The sequence below is a fragment of the Stappia sp. 28M-7 genome (assembly GCF_014252955.1).
Classification (GTDB): domain Bacteria; phylum Pseudomonadota; class Alphaproteobacteria; order Rhizobiales; family Stappiaceae; genus Stappia.
This window is the reverse complement of record NZ_JACMIA010000001.1, coordinates 4,457,985-4,475,285: the sequence shown is the minus strand read 5'-3', so window position 1 is coordinate 4,475,285 and position 17,301 is coordinate 4,457,985. Positions and strand designations below refer to the sequence as shown.

12 protein-coding genes and 1 tRNA gene are annotated in these 17,301 nt (G+C 67.5%); 11 read left to right on the top strand and 2 right to left on the bottom strand.

What is annotated here, in order from left to right; translation table 11 throughout:
• The first annotated feature begins 47 nt into the window (after positions 1-47).
• From H7H34_RS20080 to H7H34_RS20030, 11 genes are all read left to right on the top strand, one after another.
• Complete coding sequence (locus tag H7H34_RS20080; protein ID WP_097174463.1) at positions 48-506, top strand: cupin domain-containing protein; 459 nt, start codon at positions 48-50, stop codon at positions 504-506.
• On the top strand, positions 503-1,738 hold the full coding sequence (locus H7H34_RS20075; protein WP_185926232.1) for a flavin-dependent oxidoreductase: 1,236 nt from the start codon (positions 503-505) through the stop codon (positions 1,736-1,738). The genes H7H34_RS20080 and H7H34_RS20075 overlap by 4 nt, the downstream gene beginning before the upstream one ends.
• A 160-nt stretch (positions 1,739-1,898) precedes the next feature.
• Positions 1,899-3,086, top strand: coding sequence for an ABC transporter substrate-binding protein (locus tag H7H34_RS20070; protein WP_245165143.1), 1,188 nt, complete (start codon positions 1,899-1,901; stop codon positions 3,084-3,086).
• Between the two features lie 219 nt (positions 3,087-3,305).
• Positions 3,306-4,115, top strand: a complete 810-nt coding sequence (locus H7H34_RS20065; protein WP_185926231.1) for an ion transporter — start codon at positions 3,306-3,308, stop codon at positions 4,113-4,115.
• Between the two features lie 241 nt (positions 4,116-4,356).
• Positions 4,357-5,229 (top strand): DMT family transporter, encoded by an 873-nt coding sequence (locus H7H34_RS20060; protein ID WP_185926230.1) that lies wholly within the window; start codon positions 4,357-4,359, stop codon positions 5,227-5,229.
• A gap of 119 nt (positions 5,230-5,348) precedes the next feature.
• Complete coding sequence (locus tag H7H34_RS20055; RefSeq protein WP_185926229.1) at positions 5,349-6,908, top strand: B12-binding domain-containing radical SAM protein; 1,560 nt, start codon at positions 5,349-5,351, stop codon at positions 6,906-6,908.
• A gap of 24 nt (positions 6,909-6,932) precedes the next feature.
• Positions 6,933-8,621: an AMP-binding protein gene (locus tag H7H34_RS20050; RefSeq protein WP_185926228.1), complete on the top strand. Its 1,689-nt coding sequence runs from the start codon at positions 6,933-6,935 to the stop codon at positions 8,619-8,621.
• Entirely contained in the window at positions 8,618-10,792 is a 2,175-nt protein-coding gene (locus H7H34_RS20045) for a cytochrome P450 (protein WP_185926227.1), read from the top strand. The genes H7H34_RS20050 and H7H34_RS20045 overlap by 4 nt, the downstream gene beginning before the upstream one ends.
• Positions 10,785-11,036, top strand: a complete 252-nt coding sequence (locus H7H34_RS20040; RefSeq protein WP_120270091.1) for an acyl carrier protein — start codon at positions 10,785-10,787, stop codon at positions 11,034-11,036. The genes H7H34_RS20045 and H7H34_RS20040 overlap by 8 nt, the downstream gene beginning before the upstream one ends.
• Positions 11,036-12,724 carry a carbamoyltransferase family protein gene (locus tag H7H34_RS20035; RefSeq protein ID WP_185926226.1) on the top strand — a complete coding sequence of 563 codons (1,689 nt, stop codon included), beginning with the start codon at positions 11,036-11,038 and terminating at the stop codon, positions 12,722-12,724. Before H7H34_RS20040 ends, H7H34_RS20035 begins: the two co-directional genes overlap by 1 nt.
• Before the next feature lie 29 nt (positions 12,725-12,753).
• Positions 12,754-15,678, top strand: coding sequence for a tetratricopeptide repeat protein (locus H7H34_RS20030; RefSeq protein WP_185926225.1), 2,925 nt, complete (start codon positions 12,754-12,756; stop codon positions 15,676-15,678).
• A 5-nt stretch (positions 15,679-15,683) separates the two neighbouring features.
• On the opposite strand, the gene H7H34_RS20025 is transcribed toward H7H34_RS20030, so the two are convergent.
• Entirely contained in the window at positions 15,684-16,856 is a 1,173-nt protein-coding gene (locus tag H7H34_RS20025; protein WP_185926224.1) for a GGDEF domain-containing protein, read from the bottom strand.
• Between the two features lie 204 nt (positions 16,857-17,060).
• A tRNA-Ala gene (locus tag H7H34_RS20020) sits at positions 17,061-17,136 on the bottom strand.
• Positions 17,137-17,301 lie beyond the last annotated feature (165 nt).

Below are 17,301 nucleotides of genomic sequence, written 5' to 3'. Positions count from 1 at the left end.
CGGCGGGAGCGGCTGGCGCGCGCAAGACAGAACGGAGAAAGACCGCGATGGAGCCCGGAATCGTCAAGTCCCGCGAGAGCCTGGACCAGATCCGCTGGAACATCCTGGGCCAGACCTACGTGCCCAAGCAGATGACCGAGGAGTGCTTTTCCTGGCATGCCTCGCTGCCGCCCGGCACCTTCGTGCCGCCGCATATCCACCCGGACCAGGACGAGTTCCTCTACATCCTCGAGGGGCGCTTCACCTTCCTGCTCGACGGCCAGGAGGTGATCGGCGAGCCGGGCGATCTGGTCAAGCTGCCGCGCGGCGTGCCGCACGGGATCTTCAACAAGTCCGAAAGCACCATCAAGACGCTGTTCTGGGTGACGCCGACCTTGCAGCTCTACGACCTGTTCTGGGCGCTGCACAACATGGGCCCGGGTGCGGATCCGGCCGAGATCGTCGCGGTCTCCGCCGCCCATGCCATCGACTTCCTGCCGCCGGAAGACAGCGGGGCGGGACAATGACCGTCCTCATCGCGGGCGCAGGCATCGGCGGGCTCACCACCGCGTTGATGCTGCACGAGCGCGGCATCAAGGCCACGGTGGTGGAGCAGGCGCCGCAGGTGCGCGAGGTGGGTGTCGGCATCAACACGCTGCCGCATTCCATCGCCGAGCTGGCGGGGCTGGGACTGCTGGACCGGCTGGACGAGGTGGGCCTGAGGACGCGCGAGCTGCGTTACCTGACCCGGCAGGGGCAGGAAGTGTGGCGCGAGCTGCGCGGCCTGCATGCCGGCCACAAGTTCCCGCAATTCTCGATCCATCGCGGCCGGCTGCAGAAGGTGCTTTATGATGCGGCCGTGGAGCGGATGGGCAAGGATGCGGTGCTGACCGGGTTGCGGCTGTCCGGCTTCGTGCAGGACGAGGCCGGCGTCACGGCGCATTTCACCGATGCGGCCGAGGGCGTGACCTCGCGCACGCTGCGCGGCGAGGTGCTGGTCTGCGCCGACGGCATCCACAGCATGGGGCGCAAGCGCTTCTACCCCAACGAGGGCCCGCCGAGCTGGGCCGGCGTCGTGATGTGGCGCGGGGCGGCCGAATGGCCCGTGTGGGAGGACGGCGAGACGATGGCGATCGCCGGCGGTTTGGGCGCCAAGCTGGTGCTCTACCCGATCGCCCCGGCCAAGGACGGCCGGCAGCTGATGAACTGGGTGGTCAATGTGCGCGTCGCCGACGGCTCGGTGTCGCCGCCGCCGCCCGAGAGCTGGTCGCGCCAGGCGCCGCTGTCGCGGGTGCTGCCCTATGCGCGGCGCTTCACCGTGCCGGGCTTCGACGTGGAGGCGCTGGTGCGCGCCAGCGGCACGATCTTCGAATATCCGATGGCGGACCGCGACCCGCTGCCGCGCTGGACCCATGGCCGGGTGACGCTGCTCGGCGATGCCGCGCACCCGATGTATCCGGTCGGCTCCAACGGGGCGGCGCAGGCGATCCTCGATGCACGGTGCCTGGCCGACCACATGGCGGCGGCCGAGCATCCGCGCGAGGCGCTGTACCGCTACGAGGAAGAGCGGCTGCCGAAGACGGCGGAGGTGGTGCGCACCAACCGGCGCGGCGGACCGGAGCGCGTGATCGACGAGGTGGAGCGGCTGAGCCCGCGCCGCTTCGACAATATCGACCATGTGCTGTCTTACGAGGACCGCAAGGCAATCGTCGAAGGATATGCCAAGATGGCTGGCTTTGCCGCGCGCAAGGCGGGCTGAGGCACGAGACAGAACCGACAAGAAGACACAAGACAAGAAGAGACGACAGAAGAAGACCGGCGGACGGGAGGCCGGCAGGACGATACGGCAGGCAGGGGCGCTGGGCGCCTTGATGCCGCCAGAGGCAAATCGACCCCGGCAAAGGGGCGAGAAGAGGGGAATGACCATGACTTGCACGTGGACGCGTAAACTGACCGGCCTTGCCGCGGGCGTCGCGCTGGGCGCCTTGATGAGCTCGGCGGCGCTGGCCGAGGACATCAAGATCGGCATGGTGGTGACGCTGTCGGGCCCGCCGGCGGCGCTCGGCCAGCAGATCGTCGACGGCTTCCAGCTGGCGCTGGAGCAGAACGGCGGCAAGCTCGGCGGCCAGTCGATCAGCCTGGTCGTCGAGGACGACGAGCTGAAGCCGGACGTGGCGCTGCTCAAGGCGCGTTCGCTGATCGAGCGCGAGCAGGTCGACTTCGTCGTCGGCACCGTGTTCTCGAACATGCTGCAGGCGATCTTCAAGCCGGTGGTCGAGGCCGAGACCTTCCTGATCAGCCCGAATGCCGGCCCCTCGACCTTCGCCGGGCGCAACTGCAACCCGTATTTCTTCGTCACCTCCTACCAGAACAACCAGCCGGCCGAAGTCAGCGGCATGATCGCGACGGAGGAAGGCTTCAAGAACGTCTTCGCCATGGTGCCGAACTACCAGGCCGGCAAGGACAATATCGCGGGCTTCAAGCAGGGCTTTGACGGCACGCTGGCGGACGAGGTCTACACCCCGCTCGGCCATCAGGACTTCTCGGCCGAGATCGCCCGCATCTCCACCTCGGGCGCCGACGCGCTGTTCACCTTCATGCCGGGCGGCATGGGCGTGCGGCTGGTCAAGCAGTTCGACGCGGCCGGCCTGTCGGGCAAGATGAAGTTCCTCTCGGTCTTCACCACGGACGAATCCACGCTGCCGGGCCAGCAGGACGCCGCTGTCGGCTTCCTGTCCGCCGGGTCCTGGGCGCCGGATCTCGACAACGAGACCAACAAGGCCTTCGTCGCCGCCTTCGAGGAGAAATACGGCTATGTGCCGGGCTCCTATGCCGCCCAGTCCTATGACGCGGCGCTCTTGATCGCCAGCGCGCTGGAGAAGACCGGCGGCAACACGGACGACAAGGAGGCCATGCGCAAGGCGCTGGAGGCGGCCGAATTCGCCTCGGTGCGCGGCAAGTTCTCCTTCAACACCAATCACTATCCGATCCAGGACTTCCACATGCTGAAGGTGGTGAAGCGGGACGACGGCAAGTACGCCACGTCCTTCGTGCGCAAGGTCGTCTCGGACTACAAGGACAGCCTGGCCCAGGACTGCAAGATGTAAGCAGCTTCCGCCGGCCCTTCCGGCGGGGATGGCGACTGGCGCGCGCAAGCTGGCAGCTTGCGCGCGTTTTTTTTGAGGGGCTGAGGGCAGAGCGCAGGCCCGCTTGACCTTTTGCCTCCTACGGCGCGACAAATAGGCAAGGGCGCCCGGCTTTTTCAGGCATTCATTTTCTCGCTTCTCATTTCCAGCGCTTCGGCGCACCGCAAAAAAGAGGTGCGAATGACCTCTCCGCACGCAGAGCGGCCACTTCGTCGCCGGCTCTATTGTCTCCTCGAGCCGTCAGCTTGGCCGAAAAAGGGGCTCTCGCCGCTCAACAAGGTGATTTCAGTGCTGATCATGGTGGCGACGGTTGTCGCCGTCGTCGAAAGCGAGCCGGTTGTCATCGAGGGGCGCGAAAAGCTGTTTCTGGGCATCGAAGCCGTTTTCACCCTCCTGTTCCTGGTCGAATATGTTGGTCGGCTCTGGGTGGCAGGAGAGAACTCTGCATATCGTGGGCTCTTCGGTCGCCTGAAATACATGACAACGCCTTCGGCAGTGATCGACCTGCTTGCGATCACACCGCTGTTTCTCACCTTTCTGGGCAGTGAAGCGTTTCTGCTGCGGCTGTTCCGGCTGTTGCGCATCCTGCGTGTGGCGCGGTTGGGCCGGTTTTCGCAGGCTTTCGACGCGATCATGACCGCGCTGCGCTCACGCCGCTATGAACTCATGATGAGCGTGGGGATCGCCGGCATCCTGCTGCTCATCTCCTCGACCGTGCTCTATCTGGTGGAAGGCGAGCATCAGCCGGTGGCTTTCGGCAGCATTCCGAGGGCGATGTGGTGGTCCATCGCGACGCTGACCACCGTCGGTTACGGCGACGTCTACCCGCAAACGACGCCAGGACAGATTTTCGCCGGCCTGACCGCACTGACCGGGATCGGCTTGATCGCCATGCCGACTGGCATTCTGGCCGCCGCGTTTTCCGATGCGATTCAGGCGCAGAGACGCGCGCAGGACGACGAAAGCGAGAAACACACAGGTAAGTCTTAAGCCCAGGCAGTGATCCCGCAAGGGGGGGCATCTTCCGGTGGCAAACTGCTTAGCCGGGTTGCGATGGCGGGCGGGCCCCGGCTAGGATGGGCCATCGACCGAGTGGCAACTAGGGATCCGGGCGCTTCGCCGCAGGACCGAGCGTTGCAGAAACCGGGGGAGTTCCCCGGCTGCACCCAAGGGACAAAAGCCCAGGGGAGGAGACGTCGAGATCAACCGCGCACCGCGCAAGGGGGTCTCAGTGACGCTTGCCTCTCTGCTTCTCGTCGTTCTCGCATCCTTCATCCATGCCACCTGGAATTTGCTGGCGAAACGGGCGGCCCATGCCGGCGCGACCTTCGTCTTCGCCTACAACGTCGTCGCCTGCATCGCCTATGCGCCCTGGGTGATCTACCTGCTGGCCAAGGGCGGCATCGCCTGGACGGCGATGGGCGCCGCCTTCATCGTGCTGAGCAGCCTGATCCATCTGGCCTATAGTCTCTGCCTGCAGCGCGGCTACCAGGTGGCCGACCTGTCGGTCGTCTATCCGGTGGCGCGCGGGACCGGGCCGATGCTCTCCAGCCTCGGGGCCTTCGTGCTGCTGGGCGAGGTGCCGACCGGCACCGGCGTCGTCGGGCTGGTGCTGGTGGTTGCCGGCATCCTGCTGATCTCGACGCAAGGAAAGATCGCCGCCTTCACCCGTCCCGGCGGCCAGGCGGGCCTGCGCTGGGGGACGGTCACCGGCGGTTTCATAGCCGGCTACACGGTGGTCGACGCGGTGGCGGTGAAATCGCTCGGCATCGCGCCGGTGGTGCTGGAATGGGTCTCGAACCTGTTGCGGTTCTTCATGCTGCTGCCGGTGGTGCTGGCGCGCCCGCGCCAGGCGATGGCGGCGATGCGCGGCCACTGGTGGACGGCGGTCGGGGTCGGGCTGCTGGCGCCGGCGTCCTACATCCTGGTGCTCGCGGCCCTGAGCGACGGCGCGCCGCTGAGCCTCGTCGCGCCCATGCGGGAGATGTCGATGATGGTCGGCGCCCTGATGGGCATGGTAATCCTGCGCGAAAGAGTCGGCCCGTGGCGGCTGGCCGGCTGTGCGGTGCTGATCGCGGGCGTGATCCTGCTCTCCGCTTCGTGAGGGGTGCAAAGGGGGGGCGGGCAGGCGCGAGAAACCTGTTGAAACCGGTAACTAAATCCGGACGGGTTGTGTATAATGCGCGCTGCCACTCGAGGGGGGCGGCAAGGATCGGAATACCGGTGGACATATATCTTATCGCGCCATTGCCGAATTTCGGCAGCGAAGCCCTCATTGCCGACAAGATTTTGAACATCGACGAGCGCTATGCCCTGATGGCATCGGCGGGGATCACCACCGTTGCCGCGCTGCTGGAGGGCGATTTCAACATCCGGCTGTGCGACGAGATGACCGAGGATGTCGATTTCGACGATCCGTCCGACGTCATCGCCATCAGCATGAACGTTGCCCAGGCCTCCCGCGGCATCGAGATCGCCCGCCGGTTCCGCGCCATGGGGCGGCGCGTGATCATGGGCGGCCCGCATGTGTCGCTGGCGCCCGGCGATTTCGACGGCGAGGCGGACAGCCTGATCATCGGCGAGTTCGAGACCGTCGCGAGCGCGCTGAGCCGCGACCTGCTGGCCGATACCCTGCAGCCGCGATACCTGTGCGGTCAGGCCGATCTCGCAAGCGCGCCGGTGCCGCGCTGGGACCTCTACAACAACGACCGGGCGATCAGCGGCGTGATCCAGACCAGCCGCGGCTGCCCGTTCGAATGCAGCTTCTGCGACGTGATCCAGTATCTGGGCCGGGTGCAGCGGCACAAGCCGATCGAGAACGTGCTGGCCGAAGCGCAGGTGCTCTACGATCTCGGCTATCGCAGCATCAACCTGTCCGACGACAATTTCACCGTCCACCGCAAGAAATCCCGCGTCCTGCTGGAAGGGCTTGCCGGCTGGAACGGGCGCGAGGGCCGCGAGCCGGTCCAGTTCGCGACGCAGGCCTCGATCGACCTGTCGCGGGATGCGGAGCTGATCGAGCTGTGCAACCAGGCGGGGGTGCGCGACATCTTCGTCGGCATCGAGACCAGCAACGAAGAGGCGCTCAAGGAGGTCAAGAAGCGGCAGAACCTGCGCCGGGACCTCGTGACCGAGATCAGCCGGATCGTCGCCGGCGGGCTGACGGTCACCGGCGGCATGATGGTCGGCTTCGACCATGACGACCTGGGATGTTTCGAGCGCCAGTTCGAGTTCGGCATGGCCCTGCCGGTGGTGAACCTGCGGGTGTCGGTGCTGGTCGCGCCGATCGCCACGCCGCTTTACGAGCAGATGGCGGCCGAAGGCCGGCTGTTCATCGACGGGACGGAAACGAGCTTTCCGGGCGGCGACCTGTGGACCAATATCGAGCCGCGGCAGATGACGCGCCGCCAGCTGGCCGAGGGCGCCATCTGGCTGGTCGAGGCGCTGCACGAGCCGGACAACGCGATCAGGCGCTTCGAGCATCTTGCCGCGATCCTCGGTCCGCCGCCGGAGCATCTGCGGGCGAGCGACCGGAAGGTGACGCCGGGCAAGGGCGCTTTCGGAATCTTCAAGCTTTTCCGGCAGGCGGCAAGCGACCCGCAGGCGCGCCGTGTCATCGACGCCGTCAACGAGATGTCGCACCAGCGCCCCGAGATCGCGCGGGACCTGTCGTTCGCCCTCTCCATCTTCCTCAATTCCTTCACGTCGCTGCACCGGCTGTCGCAGCAGGGCAGCCGGCAGGTCCACCTGAGCCGTGAAAAACCCATCGCGCAACCGGCCTGACCGACGACCAGATCAAGCAACCCGATGACCAGGCGTGCGACCGAAACCAGCCTTCAGCGCGAGATCGCGCTAGCGCTCGAGCAGCGCCATGGCGCGCCGCTGATCACCGTGCTGGGGCGCCGCGGCCGGTATCGCACGATGACCGGGGCGGAGCTGGGCGCGCGTGCTACGGAGATGCAGGCGCTCTGGGATCGCTGCCTCGGCGAGGGACCGCATGTGCTGATGGCGGCGCTGCCGGCCGGCGAGGAGTTCCTGATCGCGCTGGTGGCGACGCTGCTCGGCGGCGGTACGCTGGTGCCGGTCGCCCCGCCCCGCGCCTCGGATCTGCCGGGACGGCTGGCGCGCATGGCACGGACCTGCGGTGCAAGAGCGGTGCTGTGCACCTCGAACAACCGCGGTGCCGTGGAACAGCAGCTGACCGGCGAGGGCGGGGCGCCGGCCTGCCCGGTGCTCGTCGTCGACGATCCTGCCCCGGTGCCGGAGGTGGCATCCGGCGGGGCGGCGCCTTGCGCCTTCCCGGTGATCCAGCACACTTCGGGCTCGACCCACTTTCCCAAGGCGGTGCCGGTGACGGCGGACCAGATCCGCCACAATTGCGGGCTGATCCAGTCGCTCTGGGGCATGAACCGCGACAGCGTGATGATCAACTGGCTGCCGCACTATCATGACATGGGGCTGATGGGCTGCATCCTCTATCCGCTGCTTTCCGGCGCGCATTCGGTGCAGATGAGCCCGTTCGACATGATCCGCCGGCCGGCCGTCTGGCTGGAGGCGATCTCCGATTGGCGCGGCACGATCAGCGGCGGGCCGACCTTCGCCTTTCTCGAATGCCTGAACCGGATCTCCGAAGAGGAGGCGGAGAGGCTCGACCTCGGCTCGTGGGAGAGGGCGTTCTGCGGGGCGGAGCCGGTGCCGAGCGGCCTGCTGGAGAGGTTCCACCAGCGCTTTGCGGCGAACGGGCTTGCCAGGGACGCGGTGTTCGCCTGCTACGGGATGGCGGAATGCACGCTGTTCGCGGCCGGCGAAGCGGGAGGCGCAGGGCAGGCTGCGGCGACACCTGAGCCCTGGGCGGGCTTCGAGGGCTGCCTGCTCTCCGCCGAGACGCGCAGCCGCATCCGGATCGCCGAGCCGGAGACCGGCCGGGCGCTGCCCGAGGGGGCGACGGGCGAGATCTGGCTGAGCGGGCCGTCCGTCTGCCGCCGGTATCTCGGCGAGACGGGCGACGACGAGGACGGCTTCTTCGACGCGCCCGACGGGGTGCGCTGGCTGCGGACGGGCGATCTGGGCGGCATTGCGGGCGACCGGCTCTACATTGCCGGGCGCGCGAAGGACCTCATCATCGTCAACGGCCGCAATGTGGCCGCCGCGGAGGTCGAATGGCTCGCGGCGCGCGAACATGGCGATCTCAGCGCCTCGGCGGCGGCGGCGTTCGACAGTCTGCAAGCCTTGCCCGGCCGGGCGGATCTCCTGATCGAGCTGCGTGCCGGCTGCGCCCCGATCGACGAGCCCCACGCGGTTGCCGCGCGGATCCGCAAGGCGGTTGCCGCCGGCACCGGCGTCCGGCTCGAACGTATCGCCTTTCTGCCGCGCGGGACGCTTCCTCGCACTAGCAGCGGCAAGATCAGGCGGCGAGAGGCAGCCCTCGAACTGTCCCGCCTGCACGATCAGGCGATCTGTCTCGACGAGGCGCAGATGGCAGGGGGCGCCGCGTGACCCGCCACGTCTGGTCGGATCCCGACAGTTTCGTGAAGGCGCCGGCCATGGCGGCCGCGGTGCTGCGGAGCCTCGACCTGCCGCGGATCGACCGGTATCTCGACGAGATCGCCGGGCGCGGGGGCGTCGACCTCGATGCGTTGCGACGCCTGTCGGCCAACACGCTCGTGGCGATGAGCGGGCCGGCCCACCTGCAGACCCGCCGCGTGATCGCGCCGTTCTTCAGCCAGTCCGGGCTTTCGCCGTGGCGGGCGTTGATGGAGCAGGCCTGCGACAGCGCCTGTACCGAGCTGAGGCATGCGGGTGATCCCGACCTCGTCCGCGATTTCACGATCCCGCTGTTTCTCAAGGTCATGCCGAGGATCCTCGGCCTCGACCTGCCGCCCGACGACGACTATTTTCGCGCGGCCGAAACCGCGCAGCGCCTGACGGAGCCCTATCTGTCGGTGCCGACGCTGAAGGCCCTGAACACGGCGGCGAGCCTGCTGGTCGCAACGTGTCCTGCGGCCGGGGACGGCGAGGGTGCGGAGCCCGAAACGCTGCTCGGCTATCTGCGCCGCCGCCGGGACGATCTGCCGGACTTTCTGGAGCCGGAGTACTTCGTCGTCGGCCTGCTGGTCGGCTCGAACTCGGCGACCCAGTCTCTGGCTTTCGCGCTTTACGGATTGCTGAGCGGTCCGGCTGATCTGTGGGCCGAGGCCGGCAAGCCCGGATGGGGCGCGCGGCACACCCAGGAGATCCTGGGGCTCTACCAGTCCACCCGCACGCTGGTGCGCGTCGCGAGCGAGGCGACCGAAGTCGCCGGCTGTCCCTATCGCCAGGGCGAGTCCGCCGTGGTCGATATCGTGGCGGCCAACAGCCGGTTGCGGGCCAGCCAGGGCACGCGCCAAAGCCACATGAGCTTCGGCAGCGGCGCGCACAAGTGTCCCGGAGTGTTTCTCAGCGAGATGCTGATCGAAACCGCCTTGCCCGCCCTGGCGCGGTCCTTTCCCGATATCGTCCTGAAGACCGACGAGTGCCGGTTCGTGGTCACGCCGATGATGCAGGCCCCGACGGCCCTGCCGTGCGACATCGACAAGCGGTCCCGGCGGGTGAGCGCGCGTCTTTGCGACATCCGCGACATGGCCAGCGCGCACCGGGTCTTGCGGGACAACGAGGCCTTTGCCCCGCCGCCGATGGAAAGCCACCTCGCGCTGCTGTCGCAGGCGAGCGGCGAGGATCTGGGGGACGCGACGAGGATCGCGCGCAACGCGCTGTTCTTCATGGACGGGCCGCGGCACGAAGCGCTGAAACAGGCGCTGATGCGCTTCCTCGGCACCGCGCAGCTGCCCCTCTGGCAGGGTGTCGTCGACGGGGCGCTGGACGAGACGCTGCGCGCCCTGTCGGCGGTGGCGTCGCCGGATCTGGTCTCGGGCTATTCCGATCCGCTGCGCAAGAGCACGATGATGCGCATCCTCGGCATCTCCAGCCGCGATCCGCACAGGTTCGACGCCATCGCGCCGCACCTGCAGGACGTGCTGGAGCCCTGGCTTTCGATGCGGAACCTGCGGCGCGTCCAAGCGGTCTTCGCCGAGGCGCTGTCGCTGATGGAGGTGCCCGTCGCCTCCGACGGTCCGCCCTCGCTGCTGGAGGCCCTGGTCGCCGAGGCGCCGGACGGGTTCGACGAAGCGGATCTCAAGGCCGTGGTGCTGGTGCTCTACGGCGCGAGCTTCAACCTGTCCCACACGCTGTCCAATGCCTTGCTGTGGATCCTCTCGCTCCCTCCCGAGGAACGGGCGGCGGCAGGCGATCCGGCGTGGGTCGAGGCGAATATCGACGAACTGGTCGCGCGTTGCAGCGGGCCGAAGTTCATCTACCGCGTTGCCCGCGCCGACCTGACGCTCAGCGAGATGGCAATGAAGGCCGGCGACACGGCGCGGCTGAACATCCGCGTGCTGAACCGGCAGACCCCGGGCGGCAACGGGCATGTCTCGTTCGGCAAGGGGCTGCATCGCTGCGTCGGCGCGGCCCTTTCGGTGATGGTCCTCAAGCGCGCCATTCCCTCACTCCTCCAGACCTTTCCCGACATGGCGCTGGTTACGCAGGCGCATCGTTACCACCCCATGTCGGAAACCGTCGCCCTCAGCACGCTTCCGTGCGTTTTCAGAAGAACAGAGCATCAAGATGACTGAAATAGACGAGTCCCAGTTTTTCTCGTTTCTTCGCGAGAGGGTCGCGCAGCGCACCAAGACCTCGGTAGACGATATCCGGATGGAGATGTCGCTCGCGGATCTGGGGCTGCAGTCGATCGATGCGGTGCTGGTCTGCGGCGAGGTGGAAGATCGCTTCGACGTGGAGGTGGACCCGGCCGATATCTTCCAGCACGACACGCTCGGCGAGTTCGCACGCTCCATCCTGAAGCGCGCGGGTTCCTGATGGCGCTGTTCCACCTCGGGCTTTCGACATCCGGGCATGACCCGGCGCTGGCGATCGTCGATGCCGATGGAAATCTTCTCTTCGCCGAGGCAACGGAACGTTTCGTACAGGACAAACGGGCCTGGGGCATCACGCCCGATCATGTGCCGCACCTTGAATCCGCCCTGACCCAGGTCGGTTTCGATTTCGGCTCAGACAGCCTGGCCGTGGCCACGTCCTGGCAACGGATCAAGGCGGACCTGCCGGTCGAGCTGATGGGCGAGTTGCTGCCCGTGACGGATGCCCTCTGGCTGCGGGAACTGCATGCCGGCATCAACACCCATGCGGGTGCCTCGCTCCTGAGACTGGGGATCGCGCGGCAGATGCCCGAGGTGCGGCGCTACGATCACCACCTGTGCCACGCGGTGACGGCCAGCGCCTTCGCACCGGTCGACACCGCATCCTGCCTGATCGTCGACGGGGAGGGCGAGGCCGGCGCGGTTTCGATGTTCGATCTTCGCGGCCGGGTGCTCAAGCGCCGGTGGCGCTCGTGGGGGCCGGGGAGCCTGGGCACGCTGTATGCCTGGCTGACGCAGCTGTGCGGGTTCGACTGGCGGCTGGGGGAAGAGTGGAAGGTGATGGGGCTGGCCGCCTACGGGACGGTCAGGCCCGAGATCCGCGATGCGATGGTCGCGCTCCTGGAAGTGGATCGGGGGCGCCTGCGCTTTGCGGACAAGGAAGCGCTCGCCGCCCTTGCAGGCAGCATCCGGCAGTTCGCCCGCCCGGCGGACGCGCCGTTGATGAACGCGGCCGACCTTGCCGCAAGCGGGCAGGCCGCCTATGCGGCCCTTGCCGACCAGATCCTGTCTGCGGTGGCTGAGGGGGCCGACGGAAACCTCATCCTCGGCGGCGGATGCGCGCTGAACTCCTCCTATAACGGCACGATCGCCGGGCGCATGCCGTTCGACCGCCTGTTCGTGCCACCGGCCCCGGCGGACGACGGCAACGCCGTCGGTGCGGCGCTTTTGAGCTGGATGGACACGGCGGAGACGAGCCGGGTGCCCGTCCTGCCGGCCACGCCCTATCTGGGATCGGCCGCAACGCCGGACGCAGTATCCAGACTGGAGAACCTTCGCGGCATCGCGCGGGTGAGCGATGTCTCGATGAACGGCGAGGACAGGGTCGCGGAGCTGCTGGCCGAGGGAAAGATCGTCGGCGTCATGCGCGGGCGGGCGGAGTTCGGTCCGCGCGCCCTCGGCAATCGCTCGATCCTGGCGGATCCCCGCCCCGCCGACATGAAGGACCGTATCAACCGGCTGGTGAAGGGCCGCGAGCCCTATCGGCCCTTCGCTCCGGTGTTGTGCGAGGAGGATGTCGCGGAGTGGTTCGAGAGCGCCCAACCCTCGCCATACATGTCGATCACCCTGCGCTGGCGCGGCGAGAAGGCCGCGCAGGTGCCGGCGGTCGTCCACGCGGACGGGACCGGCCGTCTGCAGACGGTCTCCCCCCGTACCGGGCCCTGGATGCACAAGCTGGTGCGGCGCTTCGGCGAGCGGACCGGCGTTCCCGTCGTCCTGAACACGAGCTTCAACATCATGGGCAAGCCCATCATTCATTCGCCGGAGGATGCGCTGGCGGTCTTCGTGACCTCGGGGATCGATGCGCTGGTGATCGAGGACCTGCTCATCGAGAAGACCGCGGCGAGCTGAGCTGCGATAGCCAAACCAAGAAGTCGCTCATGTCAGACATGTCAGAGGCTGCAGGGAGGGAGGCGGACGACGACCCGGCAGCGGTCATCAGCAAAGGCATCGCGCTGCGGCAGGGCCGGCGCGTGGAGGAGAGCGTCCGGTATCTGTCCGATGCCCTGGGACGCCATCCAGGCAATCTCGCGATCAGGTACGAGCTGGCGCTGTCCCTGCGCTGGCAGGGCAAGCATGCGCAAAGCCTGGCGCTGGTGGAGGAGATCCTTGCGGCCGATCCGACACACCGGCCGGCACTTCATGCCAGGATCGATACCTTCATGCAGGCGCGGGAGTTCGATGCGGCGCTGGAGGCGGCCGGACAGATGCTGGCGCGCTTTCCCGGCGATCCGGCCGTGCTTGCCAAGCAGGGCGCGGCCTTGCGCCAGAGCCGGCGCGTGGAGGAGAGCATTCGCCAGCTGAGCGAGGCCTTGCGGCGCCATCCGGACCACCTTTCGATCAAACATGAGCTCTCCCTGTCGCTGCTGTGGCACGGCGCGCATGCGCAAAGCCTGGCGCTGGCCGAGGAGATCCTCGCGGTCGATCCGGCGCACAAGCCGGCCCTCTATGCCCGGGTCGAAATCCTGACGCAGATGAAGGATTTCGCGGCGGCCGCCAGGGCCGGTGCCGTGCTCGCGCAAAAGCACCCGGCCGAGTGGCAGGCAGAGCTGCGCCATGCGGTGGCGCTGCGCCGGGCCGCAGATCCCTTGCAGGCGCTGGCCATCGTCGAGCGGATCCTGGCAAGGCCGGATGGGCTCAAGCCGCAGGACCGGGCGAGGTTGCACGTGGAGGCGTCCCGCTGTCTCGCCGACACGGGGGCGACGCGGGCCGCGCTCGAGGCCGCGCGGGCGGCGCTGAGGGAGGCGCCCGACAATCGCGATGCCGTGTTCCAGGCGATAGGGCTGGAGCGCCTCGCCCTCGACCATACGGCGGCGCTCCGGCTGTGCGACGGGGCGCTGGCCCGCTGGCCGGACGACGAGGGGCTCGTCCGGCAAAAGGTGCTGACGTTATGGCCGGCGGGCGATATGACGGATATGGAGGCGGTGCTGTCCGCCTCGCGTCACCAACACGCCGACCTGCGGATCGGGCTGGATCTCGACCTGCGCCGCTTCGAACGCGCGCGGAACCGGCTGGACGAGCAGATCGCGAGGGGCGAGCTCACCCCGGCGCTGCAGCGGCTGGAGATCCGCCTGCTGCGCAGCGAGGGCCGTCACGAGGTCGCCCATGCAAGGATGCTTGGGCTCTGGAAGGACGACCCGGCATCGCCGGAGGGAGCGGCACTGGTCCTGAACGAACTGGTCAACGCCGAGCGCATCGGGGAGGCGGAAGCCTTTGTCGCCGGACTTTCCGACGAGTTGAAGGGCCACACAGCCGTCAGGCGGGCGCTGGCTCATCTGCATCTGACGCTCGGGGAGATCGAGGCGTTCGCCGATCTCCTGATCGAGGATGCAAGGCACGCCCCCTCGCTTCTGGAACATGTCAGGAAGCTGGTCTCGGCCGCGGGGCGGTGGGGCTTCGGGACGGCGCCGTCGCGGGCGGTCATGGCAAGGCTCGAGCACCTACTGGCCGAGTCCGAGAGCCGGTTTCCCGACTTCACGCTCGACGTGTTGCGGGCGCAGGTCGCCATGGGAACCTGCGCGTGGGCAGAGCTGGCGGAGCGCACCGGACGCGCCTGTGGCCAGTCGCCCCGCGATATCCAGCTGTCGGTGCTGAAGGCGCGGGCAGAATTCGAAACGGGCCGGCTCGACAGGGCGCTGGCGACGACCGAGGCCGTGCTGGCGCATCATCCTGTCCATGAGGCGGGATTGAAGCTGCGTTATGCCCTGTTCCTCGCGCTCGGCGATACAAAGGGCGGGGCGGCGTTTCTTGTCGAGCAGGTCTGCTCCGGCGCCCTGACTCTCGAATCCTGGATGCTGTGCGACTTGCGGATGATGAACTGTCCGGAGGTGCTCCCCGCGCTGATCGCCAGCCGGGCGGACGGTCGCGCGCCGGGTTCTTCCAATGCCATCGCGCTTTTGAGGCATTTCCTGGGCCATCACGACGATCTGGGCCAGCTGACTATCCCGGCCTATCCCCTTTATCGACCGATGAGCGGCGAGGATGTCTGCGACCTGATCGAGGCTGCGGAGCAGGGGCTGGCCGAACCAGCACTGCCGTCGACCGCCGGGCAGATCGCATGGCAGCTGCAGGGCAAGGGCGATGGCGACAGGCAAGCGTGGCTCGCCCGCGCGCAGCGCGCGACCTACGTCCAGCGGGTCATAGGCTTGCGCAATGTGCATCCCGAGATCGAACTGGCATTCGAGCGGACCGACACCTATGCCGAGCTGGAAGACCGCATGCGGTCGCGCGTTCCCACGCTGATCGTCGGAACGCATCAGGGACAGGGCAACGTGGTTCTTCGCGAGAGCTATTTCCGGAATACCGCGTTCCTGTTGAGCTCGGCGACCCGTCACGAGGAGCTGAACAGCCGCTACCAGGTCATTCAGATGACAGACCGCCTGGCTGCGGCACGGATCGTCAAATTCCTGAAAGGGGGGATGAGCGTCTTCTCCATCCCCGATTTTCCCGCCGAGGCCAACACGAAGGTCGGTTTCAGGAGCGAGGCGGTCGGCACCCTGTTCGGGGTGAGCTGCACGCTGCTCGACACCGTGCCGAAGGTCGCCCAGGCGCTGGGGGTGCCGATCTACTGGCTGCAGGCCCTGCGCTCGGGCACGGAGGTGCGGGTCGACGTGCGGCGCATGGCCGGCCCCTTGCCGGAAGAGGATACCGCGACATGGTCCGCGCGCTGGGCGCAGGACTATCTCGACCTGCTCGCCGGCGTGATGACATCGGGCGCGGACAACCAGAATTTCTCCTCGGTCATGTACCGCTATCTGATGCTGAAGCAGGGCGATCTCCGCCTCGCCCGACACGAACCGGAATGATGGCTCTAGCCTTGCGTGGCCAGCTGCAGCCACAGTTGCCCGGAACGCGGGCGCTGGTCGCCCTTCGAGGCCGTCTTGTCCTGGTAAAGGCGTGCGTCGGCGAGAGAGAACAGTCGGTCGTGGCCCGCCGTTTCCTCTTGCGACCCTGCAACGCCGATCGCGGCCGACATCGGCACGCTGTCCTTGCCGAGTGAGAAGGGAGAGGAGGCCACCTTGCGGCGGATCGTCTGCGCCAGAGCGGCGGCCTGTGCAAGGGCGGTGTCGGGGAGCAGCAGGGCGAACTCGTCGCCGCCAAGGCGCGCCACCAGATCGCCGGGCCGCGCGCAAGACACCAGGACCTGACCGAAATGCTTCAGCGCGCCGTCGCCGGCAAGATGGCCGAAGCGGTCGTTGAGCGGCTTGAAGTCGTTGAGGTCGATCAGGATCAGGCACCAGGGAAGGGTGTCCGCCTGCTGCTGTAGCTGGTCCGCGCGCGCGGCGAAGGCGCGGCGATTGGCCAGGCCCGTCAGCGCATCCGTTTCCGAAAGGCCCCTCAGCTGCCGGTGAAGACTGTCGACGGCCATCAGGGCAAAGCCGAGGTTCCACACGGTGGCGCTGAAGACCGTGCAGAGCAGGGCGTAGGAGGCGAGCGCGTAATAGATCTTGTAGTCCAGCGCGCCGGCGAGGACCGCGCCGTTCGAGGCGACGACGAGGAACTGGCCGGTGAGCGCCACCGTGAAGGCGACGGCCGCAATCACCGTGCCGATGCCGGAGATGCGGCGACGCAGCAGCTGGAAGAGGCAGGTCAGCATCACAATGGACTGGCCGGAGGCATAGACGATGGCGCGGCCGCGGTCGCTGTCGTGCAGGGCGATCATCGCTGCTGCGGCGAGCAGCGAGAAGGCGACGGCAACGGTCTGTCCGCCGGGCTGGCCGGCAAAGCGCCGCAAGCCGATCCAGAACTGCATGAAGCCGAAAATGACGATGGTGTTGCCCAGGACGGCGGGCACCAGCGCCCCCGCGTTGCCCTGTGTCGCCAGCACGAGACCGCCCAGCAGGGTCATTAGCGTCCCGGCGAGCCAGTAGCGGGCCGCCGGGTACGGGCGGTACATCCAGGCGAATCCCGCCCACACCGCGGTCACCGCGAGCGAGTTGAGAAACACCAGAATATAAAGGGTCATGAAGTCGAGATGCGGCATCGGGTATCATCCTGTCGCCTCCCTGTAGGAGAGGCCAGATGAACACCAGCTGAACCGGATCGCTACAATTTTAGGGATCGGCCGCGCGAGGGAGTGCAAGCGCCGCGACAGACTGCGGCCGCATCCGGAAGACCGGCCTGCGAGCCTTCGCGAACGACCGCGATCCGGGCGTTCTGCTGGTGATATGAAGTGGTCGGGGGAAATTGGTGGAGCCGAGGGGAATCGAACCCCTGACCTCTGCAGTGCGATTGCAGCGCTCTCCCATCTGAGCTACGGCCCCGCTCTTCGAGCGTGAGCGGCATTTAGGAGAGGGCGGGTGTCCCTGTCAAGCATTTCCCCGGTGCGCATGGACAGCCTGTAGACAAGCCGTGTGCACCGCCCGGCGCGCGGCCCCGAGGAGCCTTGCGGCGGGCGCGCGTGGCGGCTACATGAGGGGAAATCACCC